28 protein-coding genes and 1 tRNA gene are annotated in these 24,728 nt (G+C 63.2%); 5 read left to right on the top strand and 24 right to left on the bottom strand.

The window, feature by feature from the left end:
• Positions 1-2: 2 nt before the first annotated feature.
• The 7 genes from proB to HK439_RS22390 all read right to left on the bottom strand — a co-directional run bounded on the left by proB (position 3) and on the right by HK439_RS22390 (position 5,012).
• Positions 3-1,142, bottom strand: coding sequence for a glutamate 5-kinase (proB, locus tag HK439_RS22420; protein WP_190293738.1), 1,140 nt, complete (start codon positions 1,140-1,142; stop codon positions 3-5).
• A 14-nt stretch (positions 1,143-1,156) separates the two neighbouring features.
• Positions 1,157-2,203: a GTPase ObgE gene (gene obgE / locus HK439_RS22415; protein ID WP_190293711.1), complete on the bottom strand. Its 1,047-nt coding sequence runs from the start codon at positions 2,201-2,203 to the stop codon at positions 1,157-1,159.
• Positions 2,204-2,229: 26 nt separating this feature from the next.
• Positions 2,230-2,763, bottom strand: coding sequence for a GNAT family N-acetyltransferase (locus HK439_RS22410; RefSeq protein ID WP_190293710.1), 534 nt, complete (start codon positions 2,761-2,763; stop codon positions 2,230-2,232).
• Positions 2,760-3,341 carry a GNAT family N-acetyltransferase gene (locus HK439_RS22405; protein WP_190293709.1) on the bottom strand — a complete coding sequence of 194 codons (582 nt, stop codon included), beginning with the start codon at positions 3,339-3,341 and terminating at the stop codon, positions 2,760-2,762. The genes HK439_RS22410 and HK439_RS22405 overlap by 4 nt, the downstream gene beginning before the upstream one ends.
• A complete protein-coding gene (locus HK439_RS22400; protein WP_190293708.1) occupies positions 3,338-3,943 on the bottom strand; it encodes a GNAT family N-acetyltransferase in 606 nt (201 codons plus the stop codon). The genes HK439_RS22405 and HK439_RS22400 overlap by 4 nt, the downstream gene beginning before the upstream one ends.
• A gap of 129 nt (positions 3,944-4,072) precedes the next feature.
• The gene (gene rpmA, locus HK439_RS22395) at positions 4,073-4,342 is read right to left on the bottom strand and encodes a 50S ribosomal protein L27 (protein ID WP_190293707.1); all 270 of its coding nucleotides are present in this window, start codon (positions 4,340-4,342) and stop codon (positions 4,073-4,075) included.
• A gap of 49 nt (positions 4,343-4,391) precedes the next feature.
• Positions 4,392-5,012: a 50S ribosomal protein L21 gene (locus HK439_RS22390; RefSeq protein WP_190293706.1), complete on the bottom strand. Its 621-nt coding sequence runs from the start codon at positions 5,010-5,012 to the stop codon at positions 4,392-4,394.
• A 391-nt stretch (positions 5,013-5,403) separates the two neighbouring features.
• On the opposite strand from HK439_RS22390, the gene HK439_RS22385 reads away from it, so the two are divergent.
• A tRNA-Ser gene (locus tag HK439_RS22385) sits at positions 5,404-5,493 on the top strand.
• Positions 5,494-5,554: 61 nt separating this feature from the next.
• Here HK439_RS22385 and HK439_RS22380 read toward each other — a convergent pair.
• From HK439_RS22380 to hutI, 13 genes are all read right to left on the bottom strand, one after another.
• The gene (locus HK439_RS22380) at positions 5,555-5,719 is read right to left on the bottom strand and encodes a hypothetical protein (protein WP_190293705.1); all 165 of its coding nucleotides are present in this window, start codon (positions 5,717-5,719) and stop codon (positions 5,555-5,557) included.
• A gap of 123 nt (positions 5,720-5,842) precedes the next feature.
• Entirely contained in the window at positions 5,843-7,072 is a 1,230-nt protein-coding gene (locus tag HK439_RS22375; protein WP_190293704.1) for a hypothetical protein, read from the bottom strand.
• Between the two features lie 285 nt (positions 7,073-7,357).
• Entirely contained in the window at positions 7,358-8,056 is a 699-nt protein-coding gene (locus HK439_RS22370) for an SH3 domain-containing protein (RefSeq protein WP_190293703.1), read from the bottom strand.
• Between the two features lie 62 nt (positions 8,057-8,118).
• The gene (locus tag HK439_RS22365) at positions 8,119-8,853 is read right to left on the bottom strand and encodes a lysozyme inhibitor LprI family protein (protein WP_190293702.1); all 735 of its coding nucleotides are present in this window, start codon (positions 8,851-8,853) and stop codon (positions 8,119-8,121) included.
• 66 nt (positions 8,854-8,919) lie between these two features.
• Entirely contained in the window at positions 8,920-9,462 is a 543-nt protein-coding gene (locus HK439_RS22360) for a flavin reductase family protein (protein ID WP_190293701.1), read from the bottom strand.
• 284 nt (positions 9,463-9,746) lie between these two features.
• Positions 9,747-10,559, bottom strand: a complete 813-nt coding sequence (locus tag HK439_RS22355) for an amino acid ABC transporter ATP-binding protein (protein WP_209012002.1) — start codon at positions 10,557-10,559, stop codon at positions 9,747-9,749.
• A 19-nt stretch (positions 10,560-10,578) separates the two neighbouring features.
• The gene (locus tag HK439_RS22350) at positions 10,579-11,238 is read right to left on the bottom strand and encodes an amino acid ABC transporter permease (protein ID WP_190293700.1); all 660 of its coding nucleotides are present in this window, start codon (positions 11,236-11,238) and stop codon (positions 10,579-10,581) included.
• A 9-nt stretch (positions 11,239-11,247) separates the two neighbouring features.
• A complete protein-coding gene (locus HK439_RS22345; protein ID WP_328804220.1) occupies positions 11,248-11,901 on the bottom strand; it encodes an amino acid ABC transporter permease in 654 nt (217 codons plus the stop codon).
• A gap of 152 nt (positions 11,902-12,053) precedes the next feature.
• Positions 12,054-12,872: a transporter substrate-binding domain-containing protein gene (locus HK439_RS22340; protein ID WP_190293699.1), complete on the bottom strand. Its 819-nt coding sequence runs from the start codon at positions 12,870-12,872 to the stop codon at positions 12,054-12,056.
• 44 nt (positions 12,873-12,916) lie between these two features.
• Positions 12,917-14,596 (bottom strand): urocanate hydratase, encoded by a 1,680-nt coding sequence (gene hutU, locus HK439_RS22335; protein ID WP_190293698.1) that lies wholly within the window; start codon positions 14,594-14,596, stop codon positions 12,917-12,919.
• Positions 14,597-14,610: 14 nt separating this feature from the next.
• Positions 14,611-15,435: an N-formylglutamate deformylase gene (gene hutG / locus HK439_RS22330; protein ID WP_190293697.1), complete on the bottom strand. Its 825-nt coding sequence runs from the start codon at positions 15,433-15,435 to the stop codon at positions 14,611-14,613.
• Positions 15,432-16,979 carry a histidine ammonia-lyase gene (gene hutH, locus HK439_RS22325; protein ID WP_190293696.1) on the bottom strand — a complete coding sequence of 516 codons (1,548 nt, stop codon included), beginning with the start codon at positions 16,977-16,979 and terminating at the stop codon, positions 15,432-15,434. The genes hutG and hutH overlap by 4 nt, the downstream gene beginning before the upstream one ends.
• Positions 16,976-18,142: an imidazolonepropionase gene (hutI, locus tag HK439_RS22320; RefSeq protein ID WP_209012006.1), complete on the bottom strand. Its 1,167-nt coding sequence runs from the start codon at positions 18,140-18,142 to the stop codon at positions 16,976-16,978. The genes hutH and hutI overlap by 4 nt, the downstream gene beginning before the upstream one ends.
• Before the next feature lie 119 nt (positions 18,143-18,261).
• Here hutI and HK439_RS22315 point away from each other — a divergent pair, with 119 nt between their 5' ends.
• The 4 genes from HK439_RS22315 to HK439_RS22300 all read left to right on the top strand — a co-directional run bounded on the left by HK439_RS22315 (position 18,262) and on the right by HK439_RS22300 (position 21,508).
• On the top strand, positions 18,262-19,662 hold the full coding sequence (locus HK439_RS22315; protein ID WP_235988064.1) for a formimidoylglutamate deiminase: 1,401 nt from the start codon (positions 18,262-18,264) through the stop codon (positions 19,660-19,662).
• A complete protein-coding gene (locus HK439_RS22310) occupies positions 19,659-20,360 on the top strand; it encodes a GntR family transcriptional regulator (RefSeq protein ID WP_190293694.1) in 702 nt (233 codons plus the stop codon). The genes HK439_RS22315 and HK439_RS22310 overlap by 4 nt, the downstream gene beginning before the upstream one ends.
• 161 nt (positions 20,361-20,521) lie before the next feature.
• A complete protein-coding gene (locus HK439_RS22305) occupies positions 20,522-20,884 on the top strand; it encodes a hypothetical protein (RefSeq protein WP_190293693.1) in 363 nt (120 codons plus the stop codon).
• Between the two features lie 159 nt (positions 20,885-21,043).
• Positions 21,044-21,508, top strand: a complete 465-nt coding sequence (locus HK439_RS22300; protein ID WP_190293692.1) for a DUF411 domain-containing protein — start codon at positions 21,044-21,046, stop codon at positions 21,506-21,508.
• A gap of 79 nt (positions 21,509-21,587) precedes the next feature.
• Here HK439_RS22300 and HK439_RS22295 read toward each other — a convergent pair whose 3' ends face one another.
• The 4 genes from HK439_RS22295 to HK439_RS22280 all read right to left on the bottom strand — a co-directional run bounded on the left by HK439_RS22295 (position 21,588) and on the right by HK439_RS22280 (position 24,616).
• Positions 21,588-22,646, bottom strand: a complete 1,059-nt coding sequence (locus tag HK439_RS22295) for an acyltransferase family protein (protein ID WP_190293691.1) — start codon at positions 22,644-22,646, stop codon at positions 21,588-21,590.
• A gap of 229 nt (positions 22,647-22,875) precedes the next feature.
• A complete protein-coding gene (locus tag HK439_RS22290; protein ID WP_209012001.1) occupies positions 22,876-23,388 on the bottom strand; it encodes a c-type cytochrome in 513 nt (170 codons plus the stop codon).
• Positions 23,389-23,475: 87 nt separating this feature from the next.
• On the bottom strand, positions 23,476-24,036 hold the full coding sequence (locus HK439_RS22285; protein ID WP_235988063.1) for an EF-hand domain-containing protein: 561 nt from the start codon (positions 24,034-24,036) through the stop codon (positions 23,476-23,478).
• Between the two features lie 190 nt (positions 24,037-24,226).
• A complete protein-coding gene (locus tag HK439_RS22280) occupies positions 24,227-24,616 on the bottom strand; it encodes a hypothetical protein (protein ID WP_190293690.1) in 390 nt (129 codons plus the stop codon).
• Between the last annotated feature and the right edge of the window lie 112 nt (positions 24,617-24,728).

The raw sequence follows: 24,728 nt of genomic DNA, 5'->3' as shown, positions 1-24,728 counted from the left end.
CTTTACCGGTTTTCGTCCGCGTGTGCATCGTCGAGCACGAGATCATCGCGATGGATCATTTCCGCCCGGCCCGGATAGCCGACAATGGTCTCGATCTCGCGGCTGTTGCGCCCGGCGATCAGCCGCGCCTCGTCATAGTCATAGGCCACCAACCCGCGACCGATGATGCGGCCGTCCGGATCGAGCATGATCACCGCGTCGCCGCGGGAAAAACTGCCCTGAACCTCGGTCACGCCGGCAGGCAACAGGCTCTTGCCGGAGCGCAGCGCCTTCACGGCGCCCTTGTCGAGGCGGATTTCGCCGCGCGGTTCCAGATGACCACCGATCCAGGCCTTGCGCGCACTCGACGTGGAGGCGATGGCCGGGAACCAGGTGCAGCGGGCGCCTTCGTCCAGCTTTTTCAACGGATGCATCGCCTTGCCGGAGGTGATCACCATGGTGGTGCCGGCGGCGGTTGCGATCTTGCCCGCATCGATCTTGGTCTTCATGCCGCCGCGCGACAGCTCCGAACCCGCGCTGCCCGCCATGGCCTCGACCTCGGGGGTGATCCGGGGCACCTCGGGCAGGAATACCGCATCCGGATCGGTTGCCGGCGGCGCGGTATAAAGCCCGTCGATGTCGGACAGCAGCACCAGGCAATCGGCACTTGCCATGGTCGCCACCCGGGCCGCGAGCCGGTCGTTGTCGCCGTAGCGGATCTCTGAGGTGGCCACAGAGTCGTTTTCGTTGATGATCGGGATCGCGCCGAGCTTCAGCAGCGTGCCGATGGTGGCACGCGCGTTGAGATAGCGCCGCCGCTCTTCCGTGTCGCCGAGGGTCAAAAGGATCTGGCCCGCCTGCCTGCCATGGGCGCCGAGCGCCTCGGCATAGGCCTTGGCAAGGGCGATCTGGCCGGCGGCGGCCGCCGCCTGGCTTTCCTCAAGCTTCAAGGGACCGGAGGGCAAGCCTAAGATCCCGCGGCCAAGGGCGATGGAGCCGGAGGACACGATCAGCATCTCCGCGCCGCCGCGGGCAAGATCGACCACGTCGGAAATCAGCGCATCCAGCCAGTCTTTCTTCAGCTCGCCCTTTTCGACGAGCAGCGCCGAGCCGATCTTGACGACGATGCGATTGTGGCCGGCGAGACGGCGGGATCCGGACATCAGGCCAGAAGACATCAGGGATGCCACCCTTCCTGCTGCTTGGAGGGAACCGCGTTGGCCTCGTCTTCCTTGTCCTTGTCGATCGCGCGCACGATCATCCGGAGCGCCCGGTCCACATTCAACCCGCTTTGCGAGGACAGGATCAGGGGCTTCTGGCCGCAGGCGGCTTCCAGCGATGCGGACCGTTCCGCGATCAGCTCGTCGTTGAGCGCATCGCATTTGGACAGCGCCACGATTTCCGGCTTGTCGGCAAGGCCGTGGCCATAGGCCTCCAGTTCGCCGCGCACGATCTTGTAGGCCTCGCCCGGATCTTCCTCACCGGAGCCGTCGACCAGATGCAACAGAACCCGTGTGCGCTCCACGTGGCCGAGGAAACGGTCACCCAGACCGGTGCCCTCATGGGCGCCTTCGATCAGCCCGGGAATATCGGCAATGGCGAAGCTGCGGCTGTCGATCTGGACGATCCCGAGGTTCGGGTGCAGCGTGGTGAAAGGATAGTCGGCGATCTTCGGCTTGGCAGCGGAGACGGTCGCCAGGAAGGTGGACTTGCCGGCGTTGGGCAGCCCGACCAGACCGGCATCGGCAATCAGTTTCAACCGCAGCCAGATCCATTTCTCCTCGCCTTCGAGGCCCGGATTGGCCCGGCGCGGTGCCTGGTTCACCGACGACTTGAAATGGGCGTTGCCGAAACCGCCGTTGCCGCCCTTCAGAAGCAGCACCTTCTGGCCGACTTCGGTCAGGTCGGCGATGATGGTCTCGTTGTCCTCTTCCAGGATCTGGGTGCCGACCGGGACCTTCAGCGTGACGTCGCCGCCGTCGGCGCCGGTGCGGTTCTTGCCCATGCCGTGGATGCCGGTTTCGGCCTTGAAGTGCTGCTTGTAGCGGTAGTCGATCAGCGTGTTCAGGCCGTCGACGCATTCGACATAGACATTGCCGCCCTTGCCGCCGTCGCCACCGTCCGGTCCGCCGTATTCGATGTATTTCTCGCGCCGGAACGACACACAGCCCGCCCCGCCGTTGCCGGAGCGCACATAGATCTTGGCCTGATCGAGGAACTTCATTTGTCTTCTTCTTTCCGTCCTGCCGGTCAGGCGGTCCGTTTGTTAAAATTTACGCGTTTCAATTCCATCCGGGTCGCCGGCCGGGCTTCTCCCCGCGCCCGGCTTTCGCAAGAGCTTTCGCCCACGACGGTAAAACCCAGTTTTTCCTGCACCTTCAGCGAGGCCGGATTTTCATTCATCGTCTCGCCGACGACCGTGTCATGGTCCGTTTCGCGGAACAGCCAGTCCAGCGCGGCACTGACGGCCTCGCTCATATAGCCCCTGCCCCAATACCGGCGGCCCAGCCAATAGCCGATAACGGGCGTCTTATGCAATTCCCTAAACGAAACCGCGCCGACGAGGCCGCTGCCGTCATCGATGGCAAAGACCCGTTCGCCGTGTTTTTCCGGCTCCGCGGACCGGGCGAGCCACGCCCGGCCATGGTCTTGCGTATAAGGATGGGGAACCCGCGACAACATGCTGGAGACGTCATAGTCGCCGATCAGGTCCACGATCCTTTCCAGATCACGTTCATCCGGCGAACGGAGCGTCAGCCGCCCCGTTTCGATCGCCGGGGTCACGCCGCCGCCCTACGGCTTTCGAAATCGGACCGCTCCAGGCGGACGACGATGTTCGACACCTTCCGGTCCAGCGCCTTGGCAAAACGCACGGTCTTGCCGACCGGGCGGAAGCCCTGCTTGCGCAACACCGCCCGCGAGGCAGAGTTGTCCTCATAGGCACGGGCGGCAATCGCCTGGCAATGAAAGGCCTCGAAGCCCCAGGCAAGGGCGGCCTCAGCGGCCTCGGTCGCATAGCCGAAACCATGGAACGGACGTCCGAGCCAGTAGCCGAGCGTCGGACACTCCGGCTGTTCTTCCAGATCGCCCGGCGCCTGGATGGCGACGGTGCCGATGAAGATGCCGCCAAGGGTGATCGCGAAGACGGCTTGCCCCTTCATCCGGTCCAAATCCAGCGGATCCTGGTTCATAACCTTGTCGACGAAGGCTTGCGCCGCGCCGTCCTCGTAGGGCCAGGTGCAGCCGGTGAGCCAGCGGGCGACTTCGAAATCGCGGCCGCCGAGATTGGCGATCGCCTCCGCATCGCCTTCGCGGAACGGGCGCAGGACCAGGCGGCGGGTCGTCAGGACGGGCAACATCATGCCGACCTCCCCCACTGCTTCAGCGAGGACCAGACCGCCCGTTCCAGCGAATAGCGCTCGATCGGCACGGCACCGCCGGCACCGAGCGAACGGATCATCGACTGGTCCCGGTACTGGAAGCCCGACTTGACCAGGATCCGGCGCGAGGCAGGGTTGGTCACCCGGCAGGCGCCGGAGAGCTCCGCCATAGTCCCGTGGGAAAAGGCATGATCGACGAGCGCGTGGACGGCTTCGGTCGCAAGGCCCTGCCCCCAGAAGGGTTCGCCCAGCCAGTAGCCGATGTGAACCGGGCTGCCGGGCTCCATCTCGCCGTACTTGGCGATGCCGATGAACCGGCCGGTGACATTCAGCCGGATGGCGAAGGTGGCGTTGTTGCCGCGGGAGGCTTGCGCGCGGGCGACCAGCTGCTTGGCGTTTTCCAGGGAAAACGGATGGGGCATGTTCGCCAGGTTCGCGGCGATCTTGTGGTTGTTGGCCAGAAACACGATGTCGGCCAGATCGTCCGTTCGCGGCATGTCGAGCCGGATCCGGACAGCTTCCTGCGGCTCGGGCGCCGCACCCAGACAGCTTTCGTCTAAGAGACCATCACTTTCAACAACCATGTCATTCTCCAGTCAAAGTTCAAAAGAAAAGGGGAGATGGCGGCCCATCTCCCCTTTTGTCTTTGACCGGTTTTGTCTCAAACCGCCGGGGCTTAATGGGCGCCGGCGGGTTTGGAACTCACGTCGGCTTTACTCCGCTGCTTCCGCTACCGGGAGCACATTGATGTAGGTTCGCTTGTTGGCCTTCGCCTGGAACTCCACCTTGCCTTCCACGGTCGCAAAAATGGTATGGTCCTTGCCCATACCGACACCGTTGCCCGGATGCCACTTGGTACCGCGCTGACGTGCAATGATGTTGCCCGGGACGACAGCTTCGCCGCCGTACTTCTTGATGCCGAGACGGCGACCTGCGGAATCGCGACCGTTACGGGACGAACCGCCTGCTTTTTTATGTGCCATGAGGATGCTCCTCGCTGCTTGTTCTTCTGATCAGGGTGAGAACGGCGGCTTACTTGCCGGCCAGTTCCTTGGCCTGTTCGATCCAGTTGTCGCGTTCGAAGCGGCCCTTCAGGGAGAGCTCTTCTTCAACGCGGGCGACATCTTCGTCCGTCATCGCTGCGATCTGGGCGAAGGTGGTGATGCCGGCTTCGTTGAGCTTCTTGGCAATCGCCGGACCCAGTCCGTTCAGCTTCTTCAGGTCGTCCGCTTCGCCTGCCGGCGCGGCGGCTGCAGCCGGTGCGGCTGCTTCTTCGGTCTTTGCCTCAGCCTTCGGAGCGGCGGCCTTCTTCGGCGCTGCGGTCTTGGCGGGCTTGGCGCCACCGGTCAGGATGTCGGTCACCTTGACGAGGGTGAAAGCCTGACGATGGCCGTTGCGGCGCCGGGAATTCTGACGGCGGCGCTTCTTGAAAACGATGATCTTGCGGTTGCGGCCCTGATCGACCACTTCCGCAACGACGCTGGCTCCGTCAACGAGCGGTGCGCCGATGGTGGTGTCCGTGCCGTTTCCGACCATGAGCACTTCGTCGAAGGTGACGGTGCTGCCGGCTTCGGCATCGAGTTTTTCGACCTTCAGGAGGTCGTCTGCGGCAACGGTGTACTGCTTGCCGCCGGTCTTGATCACTGCGAACATGTCTCGCACGTCCTTCTTTTCGTTCTTGGTTGCAGGCGCCCCGGTCACCGGAAGGCCCGCTTGTCATATGTTGTTCTCGGCGCCCGCCCGGCCGGAAACCGGCGGTTCGGGTCTTTGCGATCGAAGGCTTTTTTGAAGTCTCGGATCAGGCCTGAAACAACGGGAAAGGCGGAATCTTGTGAAAAGACTCCGCCGTTCAGCGTCGGCAATATAGTCAGGACGCCCCCCAAGTCAATCAATAAGTGCCGGCATAATGCGCGTTTCCGCCATCCGGCCGCGTTTTTCAGCCCCCGCATAAAAATTGCAGAAACTGTCAAACTGCCTCTTGCGGGGCGGAAACGCCTTGTCTATGTTCCGCGCCACTTGAGACCACAAATATCCCAAGTGCCGCGGAGAGGTGCCGGAGTGGTTGAACGGGGCGGTCTCGAAAACCGTTGTGCCCGCGAGGGTACCCAGGGTTCGAATCCCTGTCTCTCCGCCATTTTTCTTCTGTCGCCATCGACTTCGGCTGCTTGAGCGCGGGTCGCCTACCGCCCGGCGCCTCAATCCCGCGCAAGGAAGTAGACCATCTTCCAGCCTTCGGGGCGCCGTTCGAAGCGTGCGTGGTAGTCGACGGCGCTGCGCAGGTTGGCTTTGTCGACGAAGCCTTTCTCGCCGGTTGCCAAACGCACTTTATGAAAACTCGTCCCCTCGCCGTCGTCGATCAACTCAACGATATCCTAGGCGAGGGCCTATTCGGCTACTCCCAAAGCCCGCGCTCAAGCATTTGAAGGCGCGAGTTCAATCCGGCAGGGCCTGACGCATTCCATGTAACCCCGTCGCGCCGGTGCTCACCCTCCCGACGGTATGCCGAGGACGGTCACGCAGATCGAGATCAGCCCTCCCGCGACGAAAAGAAAAATGCGGCTGCGGCGTCCGTGCAAATCCGTCATGCCCCACGCCCGCATCAGCGCGACGGCGCACTGCAGGAAATAGAAAAGGGCAAATGCCTGCGAGGCGAGGGTCACCAGCCTGAAGACATCGGTGCTCCAAGTGATGGCGATCGCAACCGCCGCAATGACCGGATAGATGACATGCAGGCTCACGCGGCCGCGCGTGATATCCTCGACCAGCCCTGCGCCCCCGACGGAGTCCGCGACCGACGCGCTGAACTGGCTGGCCACCGCGCTGAGCACCAGGGTCAATGGCAAAATCGGCGCCACATGCGCGACGAGGCCAACAATTGCCGCGACGCCTTTGTCGCTGCCCAGTTCGCCAAAAAGCACCGTCAAGAGCGAAAAGAAAGTCAGGTAGATCGCCGCCGCGATCAACTGGGCGTAGCGCATGGTTCGAATTCGCATATCCGCATCGAATTCGTCGAACATGAAGCGCGATGTCTCGAAACCCTGCACCACGATCAGAAGACCGAGAACAACACGGATGGTCTGCCCGTCGATCCCGGGTGTTGCGGCAGTGAGCTGCCAGTCCCCCGCGAACAGGATCTTGCCGTTGTAGAGCATGAGGCCGGCCAGAAGCGCGATGATCACGGCGAGATTGATCCCGACGGTGTATTCCTCGATCCCTTCGACGGTTTCCAGACCTCGTATCATTCCCAGAAGACCAAGCATTCCGAGGATGCCCGTGGCGATCAGCTTGGCCAGGATCTCGTCTTCCGAGCCGGTGCCCTTCAGAAAAAAATGCCCCAGCAATACGAGATAATAGGCCACCGAGATCGAATAGGCGAAAGCCAGCACGGCCTGGGAGAGCCGCTCCACGCCAACGACCAGCCGGTGTTTACCGGCCGGGTCGGCTTCCTTCAGAATCGGCTCTATCTGGGCGATGTTGAACCGGATCGCTTCGCCGATAACGTAGGCGGCACCCAGCAGGCCAACCATTGCAAGGATGGCCCAGTTTCCGACCTCACGTACCAGAATGGGCGCTGAAACGAGAAAGCCCGACCCGATGATGGAGGCAAGCGGTGTCACCGTCGCCCGCCAACTTGCGAGGCCTCTCACGCGCGAGCTCAGCAGGACAGCAGCCGCGACGAGAGCAACGAATCCGACGAGGACGTTCTCGGTCAACTGGGCTAGACTTCTTTTCGGTTACTTGGACGGCACTATCGACTGAACGGCGGCAATGCCATGACGGCGAAAGGATGCAATCAAGAAACAGTCATGCTGTCATGACCCGGACGGTTTTTTAATGTGCTGGCATGATAATCAACCGGAGCCTTGCATGTCCACTCAGCTCAAAAATCTGCCGCAACATATCCGTGATCTCGAGGAGGCTTTGGAGGTTGAGCGACAAATACGCCGATGGCGCCTGACCTGAAACCCTGAACCGCCCAGCTGCCCAAATCTCGGGCCTCAGTCGCCCGCAAGGAAGAACACCATCTTCCAGCCTTCGGGGCGTCGTTCGAAGCGGGCGCGGTAGTCGACGGCGCTGCGCAGGTGGGCCTTGTCGACAAAGCCGGTCTCGCCGGTTGCAAGGCGCACTTTCTGGAAACTTGTGCCCTCGCCGCCGTCGATCGCCTCGACGATATCGTAGGCAAGGGTCTTGGTGACCGCGCCATGCCGGTTCGGGCGGTCGCGCATGGGAACGTCACGATCGATGACGAAATAGGTGGTGAACGGGTCGTCGTTTTCGCCCAGTTCCACGGTCCAGGTGTAGGGGGCATCGAAGGCGTCCGGGCCGTCGGCCTTGCCGCCGAGACGCAGCACCTCTTCAAGGGCATCCCAGTAGCCCTCGCGCATGGCGTCCGCCTGGTCCTTGTATTCGTCGGCCAGATCGTCCTCCGACAGGGTCAGGAACGAGCGCAGTGCGTCGGGACCGGCATCGCCGCCGAAGCTGAGTTCGATGTCTTGGGACGCAGCGGCGACAACCGCTTCCACATCGCGCCGCGCAATCGCCGCCAGCAGGTCGCTCCTGTAGGCCTCGAACCCCTGGACCTTTGACGCCTGGTCGACCGGCAATGCCTTGCGCTCGGCCGCTTGGGCAAGCGATCCTGTCAGGGACAGGGCTCCGAAAATCAGGAAGGCGGCTATCAGGTGTCTTGTCGGGATCACGGGCGTACCTCGCGCAAATGTGGACATGATAGCACAACCCTGTCCCGGCGCCGCTTCTGCGATCACGCCCCGCCGCAATAATGCTGGGTGTCGCCCAGGATCCAGTCAGAATTCGTCTCAAGATCGAGCGTGTAATATTCGCGGCCGCGTGTATCGCCGTCCGGGCAGTCGTAGGGAATGCTCATCAGGCAGATGACTGCGGGCTGGCCCGGCTTGACGTCGTAGAGGCCGTCGCGGTCGTAGGAGACCTGGCTGAGCCCGTTTGCATAGGAAATTGCGGTGCCGGAGTCCGCGTTTTCGTAGGACGCCGGTTCGCCGAAGCGGGTGGTTACCGCCTCGATCCGCGTCAGGGCGCATTCGCCGGGGAACCGCGGCTCTCCCGTGCGGGCTCCATTTGCGGCCAGTCCGGCGGCCTTGAACCCGGTCAGGGCCTTCGCGTAGCTGGTCAGCCAGGGCAGAGTGCCGCCGTTGCCTTCCGGCGATGCGTAGGTGGACAGCATCCGCGCCTGGACGGCGGCGATACAGCCACGGTCGCTCCCGCAGCCGTTGCGGTCGCTCAGAAAACGACGGGCGACCTCGCGCTTGGGCTGAAACTCGCCCCGGTAGCGGTCGTAGGCTCCGGCAATGATCCGGTCCGCCGCCGACAGAAGCGGGTCATTGCAGATGGCGATCTCGTCCGGCTGCGCCGCCCTGGAACAATCGTAGGAGGGCTGGGCGAGAGCGGCCCCTGACAGGCCCAAACCGGCGATCTGGCAGACGATCAGACCCAGGATCGACTTGAGCACTATGTTTCTCATGCGGCTTACTCCCTGAAATATCGTCTTATCCGAAATAATTGTTCGCCGGCGCGCCGGTTCCCTACCCTACACCCCTGACGGAAGTTTGGAGCGCATCATTTCTCGTCTGTCGATGGTGTCGCCGTCGACGATGAAGGTGCCGTCTCCCACCGCGTGGATCATTCTTTTCTCCTCGCGTGCGGTGTCGATGTAAGCGGCGACGCCTTGAAGGATGACAATGCTGTGCCGGTCGACGAAGTCGACCACCCGGCATTCGATATTGGCGAGGCATTCCTTGATCAGCGGGGCCTTCACGTGCCTGCCTTTGACGCGGGTCAGGCCGAATTTTTCGAATTTGTCCGTATCCGTTCCGGAACAGACCCCGATGCCAACGGCGGTGTCGATCATGTCGACCGTGGGGATGGACAGCACGCATTCCTTGGTGTCGCGCAGGGCCGTGTAGGAATGGTTCCAGGGCCCGGTGGTGATCGCGAACTCGGCCGAAAAGCCCAGCACCATGGTCCAGGTGATGGTCATGATATTGTCCCTGGCGCCGTCATGGGTCGTCACCAGAACGACCGGCCCCGGTTCGATCAGCGTGAAGGCTCTGTTGAGGTCGAGTTCGTCCATGGGATCCCTTCCCGGTCGCGGGCAGCGTTTGTCGGGAGGGTAATCGTTGGCCGGCCTTCGCGAAAGCGGTAAAGGGCAACCTGCTCAGTCAGAACGTATGTTGTCATCCCAGCGAAGGCTGGGATCCGGTAATCTGCTGAATTAACATTCTTTTCCACCGCAAGCAGCACGGAGTACTGGATCCCGGTCTTGCTGCTGGCGCGCCAAACCGGGATGACAACCGGGTGGTTCGTCGCTGGTTGGCGGGTCCTATAGCCGTGGACCGGGGAGCCAGGTCTCGCGCCTCAGACCACGTTCCGCTCGCGGTAGGTCTGCAGGAACGAGCGGACGCGGGCGTCGTCCGGTTCGCGGGCGAAGATGTCGGCGGGCGGGGCGCAGGTGACGAGGCGGCCGGCGTCGAGGAAGGCCACCCGGTCGGCGACGTGGGCGGCGAAACCCATCTCGTGGGTGACGACCACCATGGTCATGCCTTCCGCCGCCATTTCCTTCATGACGGCGAGCACCTCACCGACCAGTTCCGGATCGAGCGCCGAGGTCGGCTCGTCGAACAGCATGACCCTGGGCTCCATGGCAATGGCGCGGGCGATCGCCACGCGCTGCTGCTGGCCGCCGGAGAGGTTGGCCGGATAGCTCTGCGCCTTGTCGGAAAGATGCACCTTGGCAAGGGCCGCCTGGGCCTTTTCACAGGCTGCTGCCTTGCCCATCCCCTTCACCTGGATCAGCGCCTCGGCGACATTCTCAAGGGCTGTCATGTGCGGCCAGAGATTGAACTGCTGGAACACCATGCCGATATGCTGGCGCTGCTTGCGCAACGTGCCGGAAGAGCGCGCCTTGCGGGGCGAGACGCCCTCCTGCCAGCCGATCAGCTCGCCGTCGAGACGGACCTCGCCGGCGTCATAGGCCTCCAGGAAGTTCAGGCAGCGCAGCAGCGTGCTCTTGCCCGAGCCGGAAGGCCCGATCAGGCACAGCACCTCGGAGCGGTTCACGTCCAGGGTGACGTCGCGCAGGGCGACGAAGTCGTCGAAGGACTTGCCCATGTTGCGCACCGTGATGATCGGTTCGCCGGCGCCATTGGATTTCGGTGTCGTGTCGGCCATGGTCAGGTTCCGTTTTTACTCAGGCGCGTTTCAGGTGGCGCGTCACCCGCGCCTCGACCCGTCCGCCCAGCCAGTTGGTGCCGATCACCATCAGCCAGTAGAACAGCGACAGCACCAGGAAGGGTTCGACGTAGGTGAAGGTTTCCGCCGCCATGGTCTGGGTCTCGTAGAGCAGCTCCGGCACGGTGACGACGGAGAGGATCGCGGTTTCCTTCGTCAGGATGATGAAGAAGTTGGTGAGCGGCGGCGTGATCGGCACCAGCATCTGCGGCAGGACGATCCGGCGCAGGATGGTGGCTTCGGCCATTCCGACGCAGCGCGCCGCCTCGACCTGTCCCTTCGGAACCGCATTGAAGCCGGAGCGGAAGATTTCCGAGAAATAGGGACTGCCGTAGACGATGAAGCTCAGGATGCCCGCCTGGACCGGTGACAGCACCAGCCCGACATAGGGGCCGCCGTAATAGAGGATGAACAGCTGGATCATGAACGGCGTGCCGCGGATCACCTCCACATAGGCGTAGATCACCCAGCGCACCGGCGCGATGCTCCAGCGGTAGAGACAGGCGATCACGAAGCCGAGCACGAGGCCGCCGAGCGAGCCTGCCGCCCAGCACAGGATGGTGACGCCGAAGCCGCGGATCAGGGCCGGTCCGTAGCGGACGAAGAGATCAAGTTCCATCGCCCGCCCTCACCCGGCCTGAAGCCGCTTTTCGGCCAGCCGGCCGAGACCGGATATGACCAGGTTGATCAGGAAATAGATCGCGGCTGCCGCGATGTAGATCTCCAGCGGCCGGTAGGTCTGGCCGGTGATGTTCTGGGATATCCGCGTCAGTTCGCCGATGCCGACGACAGAGGCCAGCGAGGACACCTTGACCAGCAGAATGAGTTCGTTGACCAGCGACGGCAGGCCGATGCGGATCGCCTGGGGCACAAGAATGCGCTTCCACAGCGAAAAACCCGGAATGCCCAGCGCATGGGCGGCTTCGGTCTGTCCGGCGGGAATGGCCTGCAGCGCGCCGCGCAGGATCTCCGCCGTATAGGCGGCCGAACACAGGCCGACGGCCAGGATCGCGGCGGCGATCGCCGGCAGGTCGAGGCCGACATAGGGCAGCATGTAATAGGCCATCAGCAGCTGCACGAGCAGCGGCACGCCGCGAAAGAAGGAAATGTAAAGGGCCGCCACATTGGCGAGCAGCCGGTTTTTGGAAATCCGCGCCGCGCACAGGAACACGCCCCAGACGATGCTGATCGCCATACCGGCGACCGAAATCAGCAGGGTCCAGCGGGCCGCGGCCAGAAGATAGGGCAGATTGTGCCAAATGACGTCGAAGGAAAAATTCACGCCTTCGCTCTCCGCGTTGATCGTGCGGTTGGAGGGAGTTGCATTTGGACAGACCGTTCTTCGACGCCGAATGGATCAATCCAAAAACGATTCACTCCACTATGACAGCGAAAAGCCCGGCAGAGGATCCCCCGCCGGGCTTCGTCGTCAGCTTACTTGACGTCGGGCATGGTGGTCGGCAGGTCCGGAGAGGTGCCGAGCCACTTTTCGTTGATGGCCTTGAGGCGGCCGTCCTCGTGCATCTTGAGGATCGCATCGTTGATGGCGGCGATCAGCGTCTTGCTGTCTTCGCCACCGGTGCCGACCCAGCCGAAATATTTCGGCGTGCCGAAGGGCGGCATGACCATTTCAAACAGGCCCGGGCGCTGCACGGCGGCATAGCCCATCAGCGGCATGGAGTTGGCGACCGCCTGGATGCGGCCGGCGGCAAGGTCGGCGAGGGCTTCGTCGATGTTGACGTATTCACGCACGTCGGCCGGCGGGTTGAGGGTCGCGGAGAAGGCCTTGAGCTGTTCCAGCTGGGCGGAGCCCTTCTGGGAACCGACCGCCTTGCCGGCGATATCTTCCGGCTTGGAAATGCTGTCGTCGCCGGCCTTCTTGGCAAGGGCCACGGTCGCGTTGCCGATCGGCAGGGTGAAGTTGTAGCGCTTCATGCGTTCGGCGGTGATGGTGACCGGTGCGTTGACGAAGTCGAACTTGCCGGCTTCCAGGCCCGGCAGGATCGACTGCCACGGCAGATCGAGGAACTCGACCTCGACGCCCAGTTCCTTGGCGACCTCGGTGAAGAGGTCGTGGCAGATGCCCTCGTACTTGCCGTCGACCAGGAGGTCGAACGGGGCGTAGTGCATCTCGGTGGCTGCGGTGATCTTGCCCTTTGCCTTGATGTCGGCGAGCTGGTCCGCGTGGGCGGCGCCGGCCAGTCCGAGGCTGACACCGACGACGGCTGCAAATCCAATCAGTTTCGATTTCATGTGAGCTGTTCTCCTGTTGTCCGGGTACGTCTTGTTGTTCTTGTTTATTCAGCGGGACCGAGGATCCCGGGAAGGTTCAAGTGATGGTCTTTGGCACAGTCGATTGCGATCTGATAACCGGCGTCCGCGTGGCGCATGACCCCGGTCGCGGGGTCGTTCCACAGCACGCGGGCAATCCGTTCATCAGCTTCTTTCGTGCCATCGCAGCAGATCACCATGCCGGAATGCTGGGAGAAGCCCATGCCGACACCGCCACCGTGATGGAGCGAAACCCAGGTTGCGCCGGAGGCGCAGTTTAAAAGCGCGTTCAGGAGCGGCCAGTCGGAGACCGCGTCCGATCCGTCCTGCATGGCCTCCGTCTCCCGGTTGGGAGAGGCGACGGAGCCGGAATCCAGATGATCGCGGCCGATCACGACCGGCGCCTTCAGTTCGCCGGAGCGCACCATTTCGTTGAAGGCGAGGCCGAGACGGTGACGCTGGCCGAGGCCGACCCAGCAGATGCGCGCCGGCAGGCCCTGGAACGCGATCCGCTCGCGGGCCATGTCGAGCCAGTTGTGCAGGTGTTCGTCATCGGGGATGAGCTCCTTCACCTTGGCATCGGTCTTGTAGATGTCCTCCGGATCGCCGGAGAGCGCGCACCAGCGGAACGGACCGATGCCCTTGCAGAACAGCGGACGGATATAGGCGGGCACGAAGCCCGGGAAGGCGAAGGCATTCTCGAAGCCTTCGTCGAGAGCGACCTGGCGGATGTTGTTGCCGTAATCGAGGGTCGGGATGCCCCGGTTCCAGAAGGCGACCATGGCTTCCACATGCTCGCGCATGGAGGCACGGGCCGCCTTTTCCACCGCCTTGGGGTCGCTCTCGCGCTTGGCGCGCCATTCGCCCAACGTCCAGCCCTTGGGCAGGTATCCGTTGATCGGATCGTGGGCCGAGGTCTGGTCGGTGACGATATCGGGATGAATGCCGCGGGCGGCCAGTTCGGGGAAGATGTCGGCGGCATTGCCGAGCAGGCCGACGGACTTGGCCTCACCCGCCTTGGTCCAGGCGTCGATCATGGCGAGCGCCTCGTCGAGCGAGGTGGCCTTCTCGTCGAGATAGCGGGTGCGCAGGCGGAAATCGATGCGGGTCTCGTCGCATTCCACGGCGAGGCAGCAGGCGCCGGCCATGACGGCCGCCAGAGGCTGGGCGCCGCCCATGCCGCCGAGACCGGCGGTCAGGATCCACTTGCCCTTGAGATTGCCGTCATAATGCTGGCGACCCGCCTCGGCGAAGGTTTCGTAGGTGCCCTGGACGATGCCCTGGGTGCCGATATAGATCCAGGAGCCTGCGGTCATCTGGCCGTACATGGCCAGGCCCTTCCTGTCCAGCTCGTTGAAATGATCCCAGGTTGCCCAGTGCGGCACCAGGTTGGAATTGGCGATCAGGACGCGCGGTGCATCCTTGTGGGTCTGGAACACGCCGACCGGCTTGCCGGACTGGACCAGCAGGGTCTCGGTCTCTTCCAGGCTTTTCAGCGCGGACACGATGCGGTCGAAGTCATCCCAGGTGCGGGCTGCGCGGCCGATGCCGCCGTAGACGACCAGCTCATGGGGGTTTTCCGCCACGTCCGGATGCAGGTTGTTCATCAGCATCCGCAGCGGAGCCTCGGTCAGCCAGGACTTGGCATTGAGCTCGGTTCCGGTCGGCGGGAACACGTCGCGGGTGTTGTGGCGGCGGTCAGCCATGGACATTCCTCCGGTCATCTTGTTGTTTCCTTAGCGCCGGTTTTGGGGAGATTGCCGGCGACCCGGGCGAGTTCGTCCAGCATTTCCTTCAGATGCACCCGAAGCCGCTCCGCCTTTGCCATGTCATAGGCAAAGGGGGCTGCTTCGGTGGTGAGATGGGTCGATTGGGCCAGTTCCATCTGGATGGCGTGGACACCGGTTTCCGGCCGGCCGTAATGGCGCGTGGTCCAGCCGCCCTTGAAGCGACCGTTGAGCACGCTGGTGTAGCCATCGGCTGCCCTGGCGCGGGCGATGATCGCAGCTTCGACAGCCGGCGAACAGGTGGTGCCGCCGTTGGTGCCGATATTGAAATCGGGCAGCGTGCCTTCAAACAGGAAAGGCACATGGGAACGGATCGAATGGCAGTCGTACAGGATCGCTATTCCGTGCAGCTCCTGCACCCGTTCGATCTCGGCGGCGAGCGCTTCGTGATAGGCAGCGTGCCAGGTCTTCCGGCGCTGCTCGATCTCGTCTGCTCCAGGTTCTTCGCCGTCCAGATAGATCGGGCGACCGTCGAAATCGGTCACCGGGCAGAGCGAGGTGGTGTTCTGTCCCGGATAGAGGCTGACGCCCTCCGGGTCCCGGTTGGCATCAATCACGTAGCGGTGGAAGGTGGCGCAGACCATGTTCGCGCCAGGCAGAAGGTTGGAATAGAGCCGGTCCACATGCCAGTCGGTGTCGGCGATGGCCAGACCGGTTTCGTTGAGCCGGGCGCGGATGTCGTCGGGAATGAACGTGCCCGCATGGGGCACGCCGAGAACGACCGGGCTGTCGCCGGCAAAGATCTCGACGGGCTTCATGGCTGCCACTCCAGGTTCAGGAGTTCGTTTGTCGAGGCAGCAGCGGCAACGGCGCCGGAGGAGACCAGACCTGCGGCCCATTTGATGTCCGGGGCCAGATAACGGTCGGTTTCGAGCGGCGCCACGTCCTGGCGCAGGCGCGCGATCACGGACTGCAGGGCTTCGCTTGTCTTCAGCGGCGCGCGGCACTCGATGCCAAGCGAGGCGCACAGCAGTTCCACGCCGAGGATATTGGCGAGATTGGCATTCATCCGGCCGAGCCGGCGCGCGCCGTGGGCCGCCATGGAGACATGGTCTTCCTGGTTGGCGCTGGTCGGGGTGGAATCGGTCGAACAGGGATGGGCGAGATGCTTGTTCTCGCTCATCAGGGCGGCCGTGGTCACTTCCGCGATCATCAGGCCGGAATTCAGACCCGGATCCATGGCAAGGAAAGGCGGCAGGTCGAAGGAGAGCGTCGGGTCGACCATCAGCGCGACGCGCCTCTGGGCAATCGAGCCGATCTCGGCCAGGGCAAGGGCAATCTGATCGGCGGCAAAGGCGACCGGTTCGGCGTGGAAGTTGCCGCCGGAGACGATCCGGTCCGCCTCGGTCAGGACCAGCGGATTGTCGGTCGCCGCATTGGCCTCGATTTCGAGCGTCCGTCCGGCCATGCGCAGGAGGTCGACACAGGCGCCGACGACCTGGGGCTGGCAGCGGATGCAATAGGGATCCTGGACCCGGCTGTCGCCGTCGCGGTGGCTTTCGCGGATTTCCGAGCCCTCCATCAGCTCGCGCATGGCGGCGGCGACCTCGATCTGGCCGCGATGGCCGCGCAGGGCATGGATTTCCGGCAGGAGCGGTGCGGTCGAGCCCATGATGGCGTCGGTCGAAAGCGACGAGGTCACCAGGCAGGCCTGCGCCAGGGCCCAGGCGTCGAACAGGCCGACGAGTGCGTAGGCCGTCGAGAACTGGGTGCCGTTGATGAGGCCGAGGCCCTCCTTGGGGCCGAGCACAACCGGTTCGAGGCCGGCCTTTTTCAGGGCGACTGCGCCGGGCAGGCGTTCGCCGTCGAAATCCGCCTCGCCTTCGCCGATCATCACGGCGGTCATATGGGCGAGCGGCGCCAGATCGCCGGAGGCGCCGACCGAGCCTTGGGACGGAACCACCGGCCGGACGCCTTTTGCCAGCATGTCCTCGATCAGGGTCAGGATCTCCCAGCGCACGCCGGAGGCACCGCGGGAAAGAGACAGGAGCTTCAGCACCATCATCAGCCGGACGACGGCTGGCTCGGTCTCCTCGCCCACGCCGGAACAATGGGACAGTATCAGGTTGCGCTGGAGGGTGGCGGTGTCTTCCGGCGCGATCTTGACGCTGGCGAGCTTGCCGAAACCGGTATTGACGCCATAGACGGCCTCTGAGCCGAGCGCCGCCTGCCGGACACGCTCCGCCGCCGCGTCGATGGCCGGCTTCGCCGAGCGGTCGATGGTGACCGGAACGCCTGAGCGGTAGACCGTTTCCAGGTCCTGCAGCGTGACGACGCCGGGGATGAGAACAATGCCGGTCATGCGGCACCTCCGAAAATGCGCCGGTAGAGCGGATTGAAGCCGATCCTGTAACTGAGTTCGGCGGGGTGTTCGACATCCCAGACGGCCAGGTCGGCCCGTTTTCCGGCGCTCAGAATACCACAATCTTCAAGGCCGAGCGCCTGCGCCGCGTTGCGGGTTGCGCCGGCAAGCGCCTCTTCCGGGGTCATGCGGAACAGGGTGCAGGCCATGTTGAGGGTAAGCAGCAGGGACGTGAGCGGTGAGGAACCGGGATTGCAGTCGGTGGCGACCGCCATCGGCACACCGTGTTTCCGGAAGAGATCAACCGGCGGAAGTTGAGTTTCGCGTAGCGTGTAAAAGGCGCCGGGCAGGATCACGGCGACAGAACCGCTGTCCGCCATGGCCGTCACGCCGGCCTCGTCGAGATATTCCAGATGATCGGCGGAAAGCGCTCCGTATCGGGCCGCCAGCGCCGCGCCGCCGAGATTGGAAAGCTGCTCGGCGTGGAGCTTGACCGGCAGGCCAAAGTCCTTCGCCAGGTCGAACACCCGGGCGATCTGCTCCGGCGAAAACGCAATGTCCTCGCAGAAGCCGTCGACCGCATCGACCAGGCCTTCCGCATGGGCGGCCTTAAGTGCAGGCAGACAGACCTCGTTGAGATAACGGTCCGGTTCGCCCTTGAATTCGGCGGGTATCGCGTGAGCGCCGAGGAAACTGGTCTTCACCCGTACCGGGCGGCTTTCGGCGACCTTGCTGGCGACGCGCAGCATGCGCAGTTCCGTCTCGATATCGAGACCGTAACCAGACTTGATCTCCAGCACGGTGATGCCTTCGGCAATGAGCGCATCGACCCGTTTCAGGGCATCGGCCAGGAGGTCTGCTTCACCGGCCGCACGGGTGGCCCGCACGGTGGAGACGATGCCGCCACCGGCGCGGGCGATTTCCTCGTAACTTGCCCCTTCAAGACGCATCTCGAACTCACGGGCACGGTTGCCGCCGAAGACCACATGGGTGTGGCAATCGATCAGGCCCGGCGTCACCAGACGTCCGCCGAGATCTTCCGCAGGCAGATCCGTGAATGCAGACGGCAGGCTTGCTGCCGGCCCACACCAGGCGATCCTGCCCGCCTCGATCACCAGCGCACCGCGCTCGACCAGGCCGTAGGCTTCGCCGTCGGCCTCCATCGTGGCAAGCTTGGCGTTTGTGAGAAGAGTTGCCGACACGTTTCGTTCCAGGACTTGATTAAATCGCGATATAAGCGATTATGCATGCACATATTAACCTGTCAACGCGGATGAATGCCTTGCAGACACTTTCCGGTTCCACAGCCCCCGCCGGCACGCAGATCCTCTTTGCGGACAACGCCCTGGCGCCTTCCGGATGGAAGGAAAACGTGCGCGTGGTGATCACTCCGGACGGCAAGATCGCCGAGGTTTCGGAAGGCGCTACGCCGGAAGGCACCCGCGTCGGCACGTTGCTCCCCGCCCCGGTCAACCTGCACAGCCATGCCTTTCAGCGCGCCATGGCCGGCATGAGCGAGCGGCGCGGTTCCGAAAGCCGCGACACGTTCTGGACCTGGCGCCAGATCATGTTCCGCTTTCTCGACGTGCTGACCCCGGACGACATCGAGGCGATCGCCGCCTTCGTGCAGATGGAAATGCTGGAAGCGGGTTATGCCGCCGTCGCCGAGTTCCATTATGTCCATCATCAGCCGGGCGGCACGCCTTATGACAACATCGCCGAGCTGTCGGAACGGATCGTCACCGCGAGCAGTACGACCGGCATCGGCCTGACCCTGCTGCCGGTGCTCTACAGCCAGGGCGGCTGCGACGGCCGGTCGCTTGGCGACGGCCAGATCCGCTTCGGCAATGATTTCGACCGCTTCCAGAAGCTGCACCAGGCGGCGGCAAGGGCGGTCGCCGCTTTGCCTGAAGATGCCCGGATCGGTGTCGCGCCCCACTCGCTTCGCGCCGTGACACGGCAAGACCTCGCCCGCTGCGTGGAGCTTGCCGGCACTGCGCCGCTGCACATGCATCTCGCCGAACAGGTGAAGGAAGTCGAGGAGATCGAAGCCGCCTATGGCAAGCGCCCGGTGAACTGGCTGCTGGATGCGCACGAGGTCACGGACAACTGGTGCCTGATCCACTGCACCCAGATGACGGCTCAGGAGACCTCCGGTCTGGCCGCGACAGGCGCGGTGGCCGGTCTCTGCCCCATCACCGAATCGAGCCTCGGCGACGGCATTTTTGACGGCGTGAACTATCTCGCGGCCAAGGGTAAGTTCGGGATCGGTTCGGATTCCAACATCCGCATTTCGCTTTCGGAAGAGCTGCGCACCTTCGAATATTCCCAGCGCCTGCGCGACAAATGCCGGGCCAGCGTCGCCACACCGGAAAAGTCCACCGGGCGGGTGCTTTACGAAACCGCGCTTGCCGGCGGCGCACAGGCGGCGGGCCGCGCCTCGGGAGCCCTAGCGCCCGGCCGGTATGCCGACCTGCTCGCCCTTGACGGTACCGCGCTCGATCTCGACCGCACCAGGGGCGATGAGACCCTGGACATCTGGGTCTTTGCCGGCGACGACCGGATGGTCGCCGACGTCTGGTCCGCGGGGCGGCATGTGGTCACCGGGGGGAGACATCGGCAAGCTGAGGCTATAAGAGACCGCTACCGGACAACGATGCGCGCATTGAGGCAGAAACTTTGACACTTCGCGAAGCCAATTCCTGGACCCAGATCCGGGAAGAACTCCTGCGCCGCATCCATGACCGGACATGGAAGCCGGGCGATCTCATTCCCGGCGAGGCGGAGCTGGCGGAGGAATTCGGCTGCGCCCGCACCACGGTCAACCGGGCGCTCCGGGACCTGGCGGAGACGGGCCTGGTCACCCGGCGGCGCAAGGCTGGTACTCGGATCGCCGTCAATCCGCCCCACAAGGCGACCTTGACCATTCCGATCGTGCGCGAGGAAGTCGAGGCGCGCGGCGCCACCTACCGCCATGCGGTGCTGGAACGGGATATGCGCAAACTGCCGCCGCATCTCGGCGGCGCGTTCCATCTGCCGGACGGCGCCGATGTTCTGTTCATGCGCAGCATGCATTATGCGGACGACCAGCCGTTCATCTACGAGGAACGCTACACCAACATCGCCGCCGTGCCGGAGATGGCGGAAACCGATTTCAAGGATATCAGCGCCAACGAGTGGCTGGTACAGACCGCGCCCTACACCGGCGGCGACATGGTGTTTTTCGCGGCCAACGCGGACGAGACGTTGAGCGCCCATTTCGGCGCGCCGGTCGGCACGGCGCTGTTCGTTGTCGAGCGCACCACCTGGAACGGCGACGAGCCGATCACCCATGTGCGCATGACCTACGCACCCGGCTACCGCATGCGCACCAGTCTTTAGGGCCGATATCTTTGAAGCTTCCCCTTACCCGGGCTCGACACAACGGATCCAGCCATCGGAAAAGGCACTTGACCTTCCACCTGCTGGAACCTTGAATTTGTGACCAGCCTCTTCGAGAAGAGCGGCTGGAATATTCGATCCGCGGAAGCGACCAATTACGCATGCGCAGTTTGTTGACCGCACTCCTGATCCTTGCCGTCGCCGGCATTCATTCCCTGGCGGCACAGGGACCTGCATTCGCATCACCGCATGCGCTCGCGATAGATGCGCAACAGGCCGGCAAACCGGAGCAGAAGATCAAGCCTGCGTCCGGGCATAGCCACGAGGCCATGACCTGCTGCAAGAAATCGTCCGGATCGAAAGGCCCGATGGACGGATCGACCTGCCCGATGGATTGCCTGGGCCTGGTCGTGACCGTTCCGATGCCTGTCCTCGAACGCTCGCAAACAGCCGAAGCGCATTCGATACACAGGCATCACCCGGTCGTTCTTTTTGGGAACGATCCGCCTCCGATCGCAGTCTGACATCCTTGCAGACCCTGCCGGCCCTACGATGCCGGTTGCCGATTTGTCTCCGTTTTCACAGCGTCGTGCCAAGACCTGAATGCATAGACATGCACTCCGTCCTGCGCCGCTTCACGGACAAATCCCAATCTTCGATAGAATCAAGCGAGACACTTAAACATGAACAGGACCCATCTCTTCGCAGCCGCAATCCTTGCCGGCTCCCTGTTTTCCCTGCCGGTCCACGCCGGAGACGAAAACACCATCACGGTCTTCAAGTCGCCCTGGTGCGGATGCTGCAAGATCTGGACGGATGCCGTCGAGAAAGCCGGCTACAAGGTGATCGTACAGGACATGGAAGACCTGTCCGCGATCAAGAAGCAGGCAGGCATCCCGGACAACATGGAAGCCTGCGACACGGCCGTGATGGGCAACGGCACGAAATATATCCTGGAAGGCCATGTGCCGCTGGAAGCCATCGACAAGATGATGAGCGAACGGCCCGACATTCGCGGCCTGGCGGTGCCCGGCATGCCCAGCGGGTCGCTCGGCATGGGCTACGACAAGGATGCGAAATACACGGTTTACGCTCTTGGACAGAAGGCTTCGGACAGCCCGAAGCCGTATTTCCAGGCCGGCCAGTAACGGGACGCGAGCACTCCGGCAGGGGATCCTCTCCTGCCGGGTTGGCGAGCCCTTCGAGGCCCACCCTGAAACTGAAAAGTTACGAGTTGGTGGCCACGAGCGGGCGGGTGCCGGTGATATGCGCCCGGGCCGGACGTTCGATCAGGAAGGTGCCCATGCCTGTTTTCCTGATCAGCCAGAACATCGCGGCCGGTGCGGCTATCGACGACACCAGCACCAGTGAGCTGAGTGGTCCGGTCTGGGTCATCAGGCCGCTCCACAGAGCGACGCCGCGGACGATCGACATCGGGATCGTGAAGGCCAGGTAGATGACAAGGGAATGCTCACCCAGCCACCTCAGCCAGTCCATGGCCCGGACCTTTGCCAGAAGGGCGCCGGAGATGCACAGGGCCAGAGCACCGGCAAGCGCAAGGGCAAGATGCAGCGGCGGAAAGGCGGCGTAGCCCATCTGCATGCCCCTGGGCAGGACTTCGAACCCCGGCGAAAACACCAGAAGCCCGTTCACCACCGCCCATGCGGCGAGGGCCAACAGGGCCTGCCGCGGACGCGCGTCCGTCCAGGCGACCAACCGGAACACGAGGGGCGCGAACAGGTAGCCGGCATAGAAGAAGATGAAATAGGCGGCGAACTGCTGGACGATGTAGCTGGTGGATTCGATCTGCGCCATTTGCAGCGCTGCAGCGACCGGGACGACGACCCAGTGCGGGATGCGGAACTGCCGGCACAGTTTCGCCACGGCGCTGAACACGCCGAGCATGTAGATGAACCACAAGACGCCGTAAGGCTGGAAGATCGCCACAGCCATGTCCTGGGTCATGGCGGCAGGCGATCTGGAGAAGATCCCCACCTTCAGGGCAATCATGATGGCGGCCCAGAGCCCGTAAAAATAGAGGTAGTGAACGACCCGCCGGTCGGCATAGCGACGCCACGGGCGATCGATGACCTTGGACAGGAACAGGCCGGAAATGAGAAAAAACTCCGGCATCCGGAACGGCGTCGCAAAGCCGATGACGTAATGCAGATAGCCGACCTCGCCGGTGTATTCACCGGTATTGTAGGCGGAATACATCATCACCACGAGGATGATGGACAGTCCCTTGGCAATGTCGACCCAGGCTTCCCGGTTCGTACTGGTCATAGGTTTTTCACGCGCGACGGCCGGTTTTCCGGCAGGTTGAAAAATTTGACTAAAAATGCCTCAAACCATGCCCGGGTTCGAGTGAAAGCTTAAATCTTGGTAAAGACCGGCGGTCGTTCACCCGGAAGAGAAATGGCCGGACCTTCAGCGCCAACCCGATGTGGCCATAGCCTCCTTTCGGCCGGACGTCGCGGCCCGGCCGAACTCATTATTTGTCGGCAATAGGGCCTCAGTTCTTTGCGGCCTTGCCTTCATGGCTTTCGTCACCGCCCTCCTCATCCTTGTCCATCAGGGCCTTGATCGAGTCCGGGATGTCGGAGACCGAGAAGGTTTTCTGCTCGGGCGCGTCGTGGACGAAGGCGATGATGTCGGCGAGTTCCTGGCCGGAGAGTTCGATCGGGGCACCGAGTTCTTCCCGTTGCATGGCGACCATTGCTTCGGCGCCGCGCCACATCTTCGCCGAAAACTCGAACGGGTTCATCGGCAGCGGCATGGTATCGGCGTCGAGCGCCGGGGCATCCTCGCCGCCGACACCATTGATGGCGTGGCAGACGACACAGCCCTTGCTCGCAAACAGCACCCGGCCGCGGGCCGGATCCATGTGCGGCATGACGAGGCCGGGGCTGATCATGCGACGGGGAGACATCTCGGGAGCGTTTTCATGCATGGCCGCATAGGCCGCAGGGACCGCGGCAAGAAGTGTGAACACACTTGCAAGTGCGGTGATCGTGACAGGTTTCATGGGTCTGTTCCTTCCGTCTGACGGTTCGGGACAGGCGCCGGAGACAAGCCCCGGCGCCGCATCGACACGGAGAAGGACGTATGGAGGTTATTTGGCGTCGCCGCCTTCATCCCCATCGTCGTCGTCCTGCCAGTTTTTCCGGATCTCGTCCGGGGTGAGCTGACCGTCGCCGTTCTTGTCGAGGTACTTGAACATCCGGCCATGGATCGCCTGGAATTCCTCCAGGGACAGCTTGCCGTCACCGTTGGTGTCCATCATCAGGATCATCATCTGCGGCCCCATCATGCCGCGCCCCATCATGCCATTTCCCATCATGCCGGACCCCATCATTCCGGGACCCATGCCGTAGCCCCCGCCACGGCCGTACATCATTCCCGGTCCCATGTGGCCGTGGTAGCCCCACGGCATGTTGCCGCGCCGGCCGTATCCGTAGCCGGGCATCGGCCGGGCCTGGTTATTGTCCTGATCCGTCATCATGCCCGGGCCGGACTGAGCCGTCATCGGACCGGACTGGCCCATCATCGTGCCCGGCTGACCCATCATGTTGCCCGACTGGCCCATCATGTTTCCGCTCTGATGCGCCTCCGCAGCGCCTGCCGCAGCGGCAAGCATGAGGGCACAAGCGGACGTCAAAAGGATCTTCTTCATGGTTCATCTCCATTTTTCCGGATCCGATCGCGTTGATGCCGATCGATGATCCGTCTTTCTTCAAGGGGGGGTGCGCACGGGCTCCGCCCGTGGAATTCCGTCCATCATCGCCGATCAGGCTCACCCAGAGGGGAAAGGAGGCTGAAAGCCGGTGAGACCGGACAACGGCATCTTCGGTACAGGATGCCGGTCAGGCGCCAAGCATTTTGGGAGGATGCTGCAGCGGCGAGATCACGCGCGGAAGACCGGCCCGTTCATCGACCAGGAGTTGGGCCGAAGCTGCGGGCGGCATCAGGGTGAACACGACCGGAACCACGCCGTGAAAGGCGCAATTGCCATGATGCATGCAATGTCCCGGTGTGGCTGCATGTTCCCGGGGCATGTGGCTCGTCGGCATGTGGCTGTCAGAATGAGCGGCGGAGGCCGTCACCGCATAGCCGCCATGAGACATTGGCATCGACGGCGGGTCGAGATGGCCGAACGCAAGCATCGCCAGCGCCAGCAGGCAGACGCAGACCCCCGACATCCGGCGCCATGCCGTCGTCTGTCTGCTGATCCCGCTGGTATTGCCGATTGCCATGAAGAAGCGCGCCTCAATTCATGAGTGTAGAATAACACCATCCAAAACAGGCGACTTGATGTCGATCAAAATCGGGGAATTCGGACCTTTAGCGAATGATCGTCGCGACCGG

The sequence above is a fragment of the Roseibium aggregatum genome, from assembly GCF_014692675.1.
In the GTDB taxonomy this organism is placed as follows: Bacteria; Pseudomonadota; Alphaproteobacteria; order Rhizobiales; family Stappiaceae; genus Roseibium; species Roseibium aggregatum_C.
Note: the sequence above shows the minus strand (reverse complement) of the source record. Positions and strands in the feature narration are given on the sequence as shown.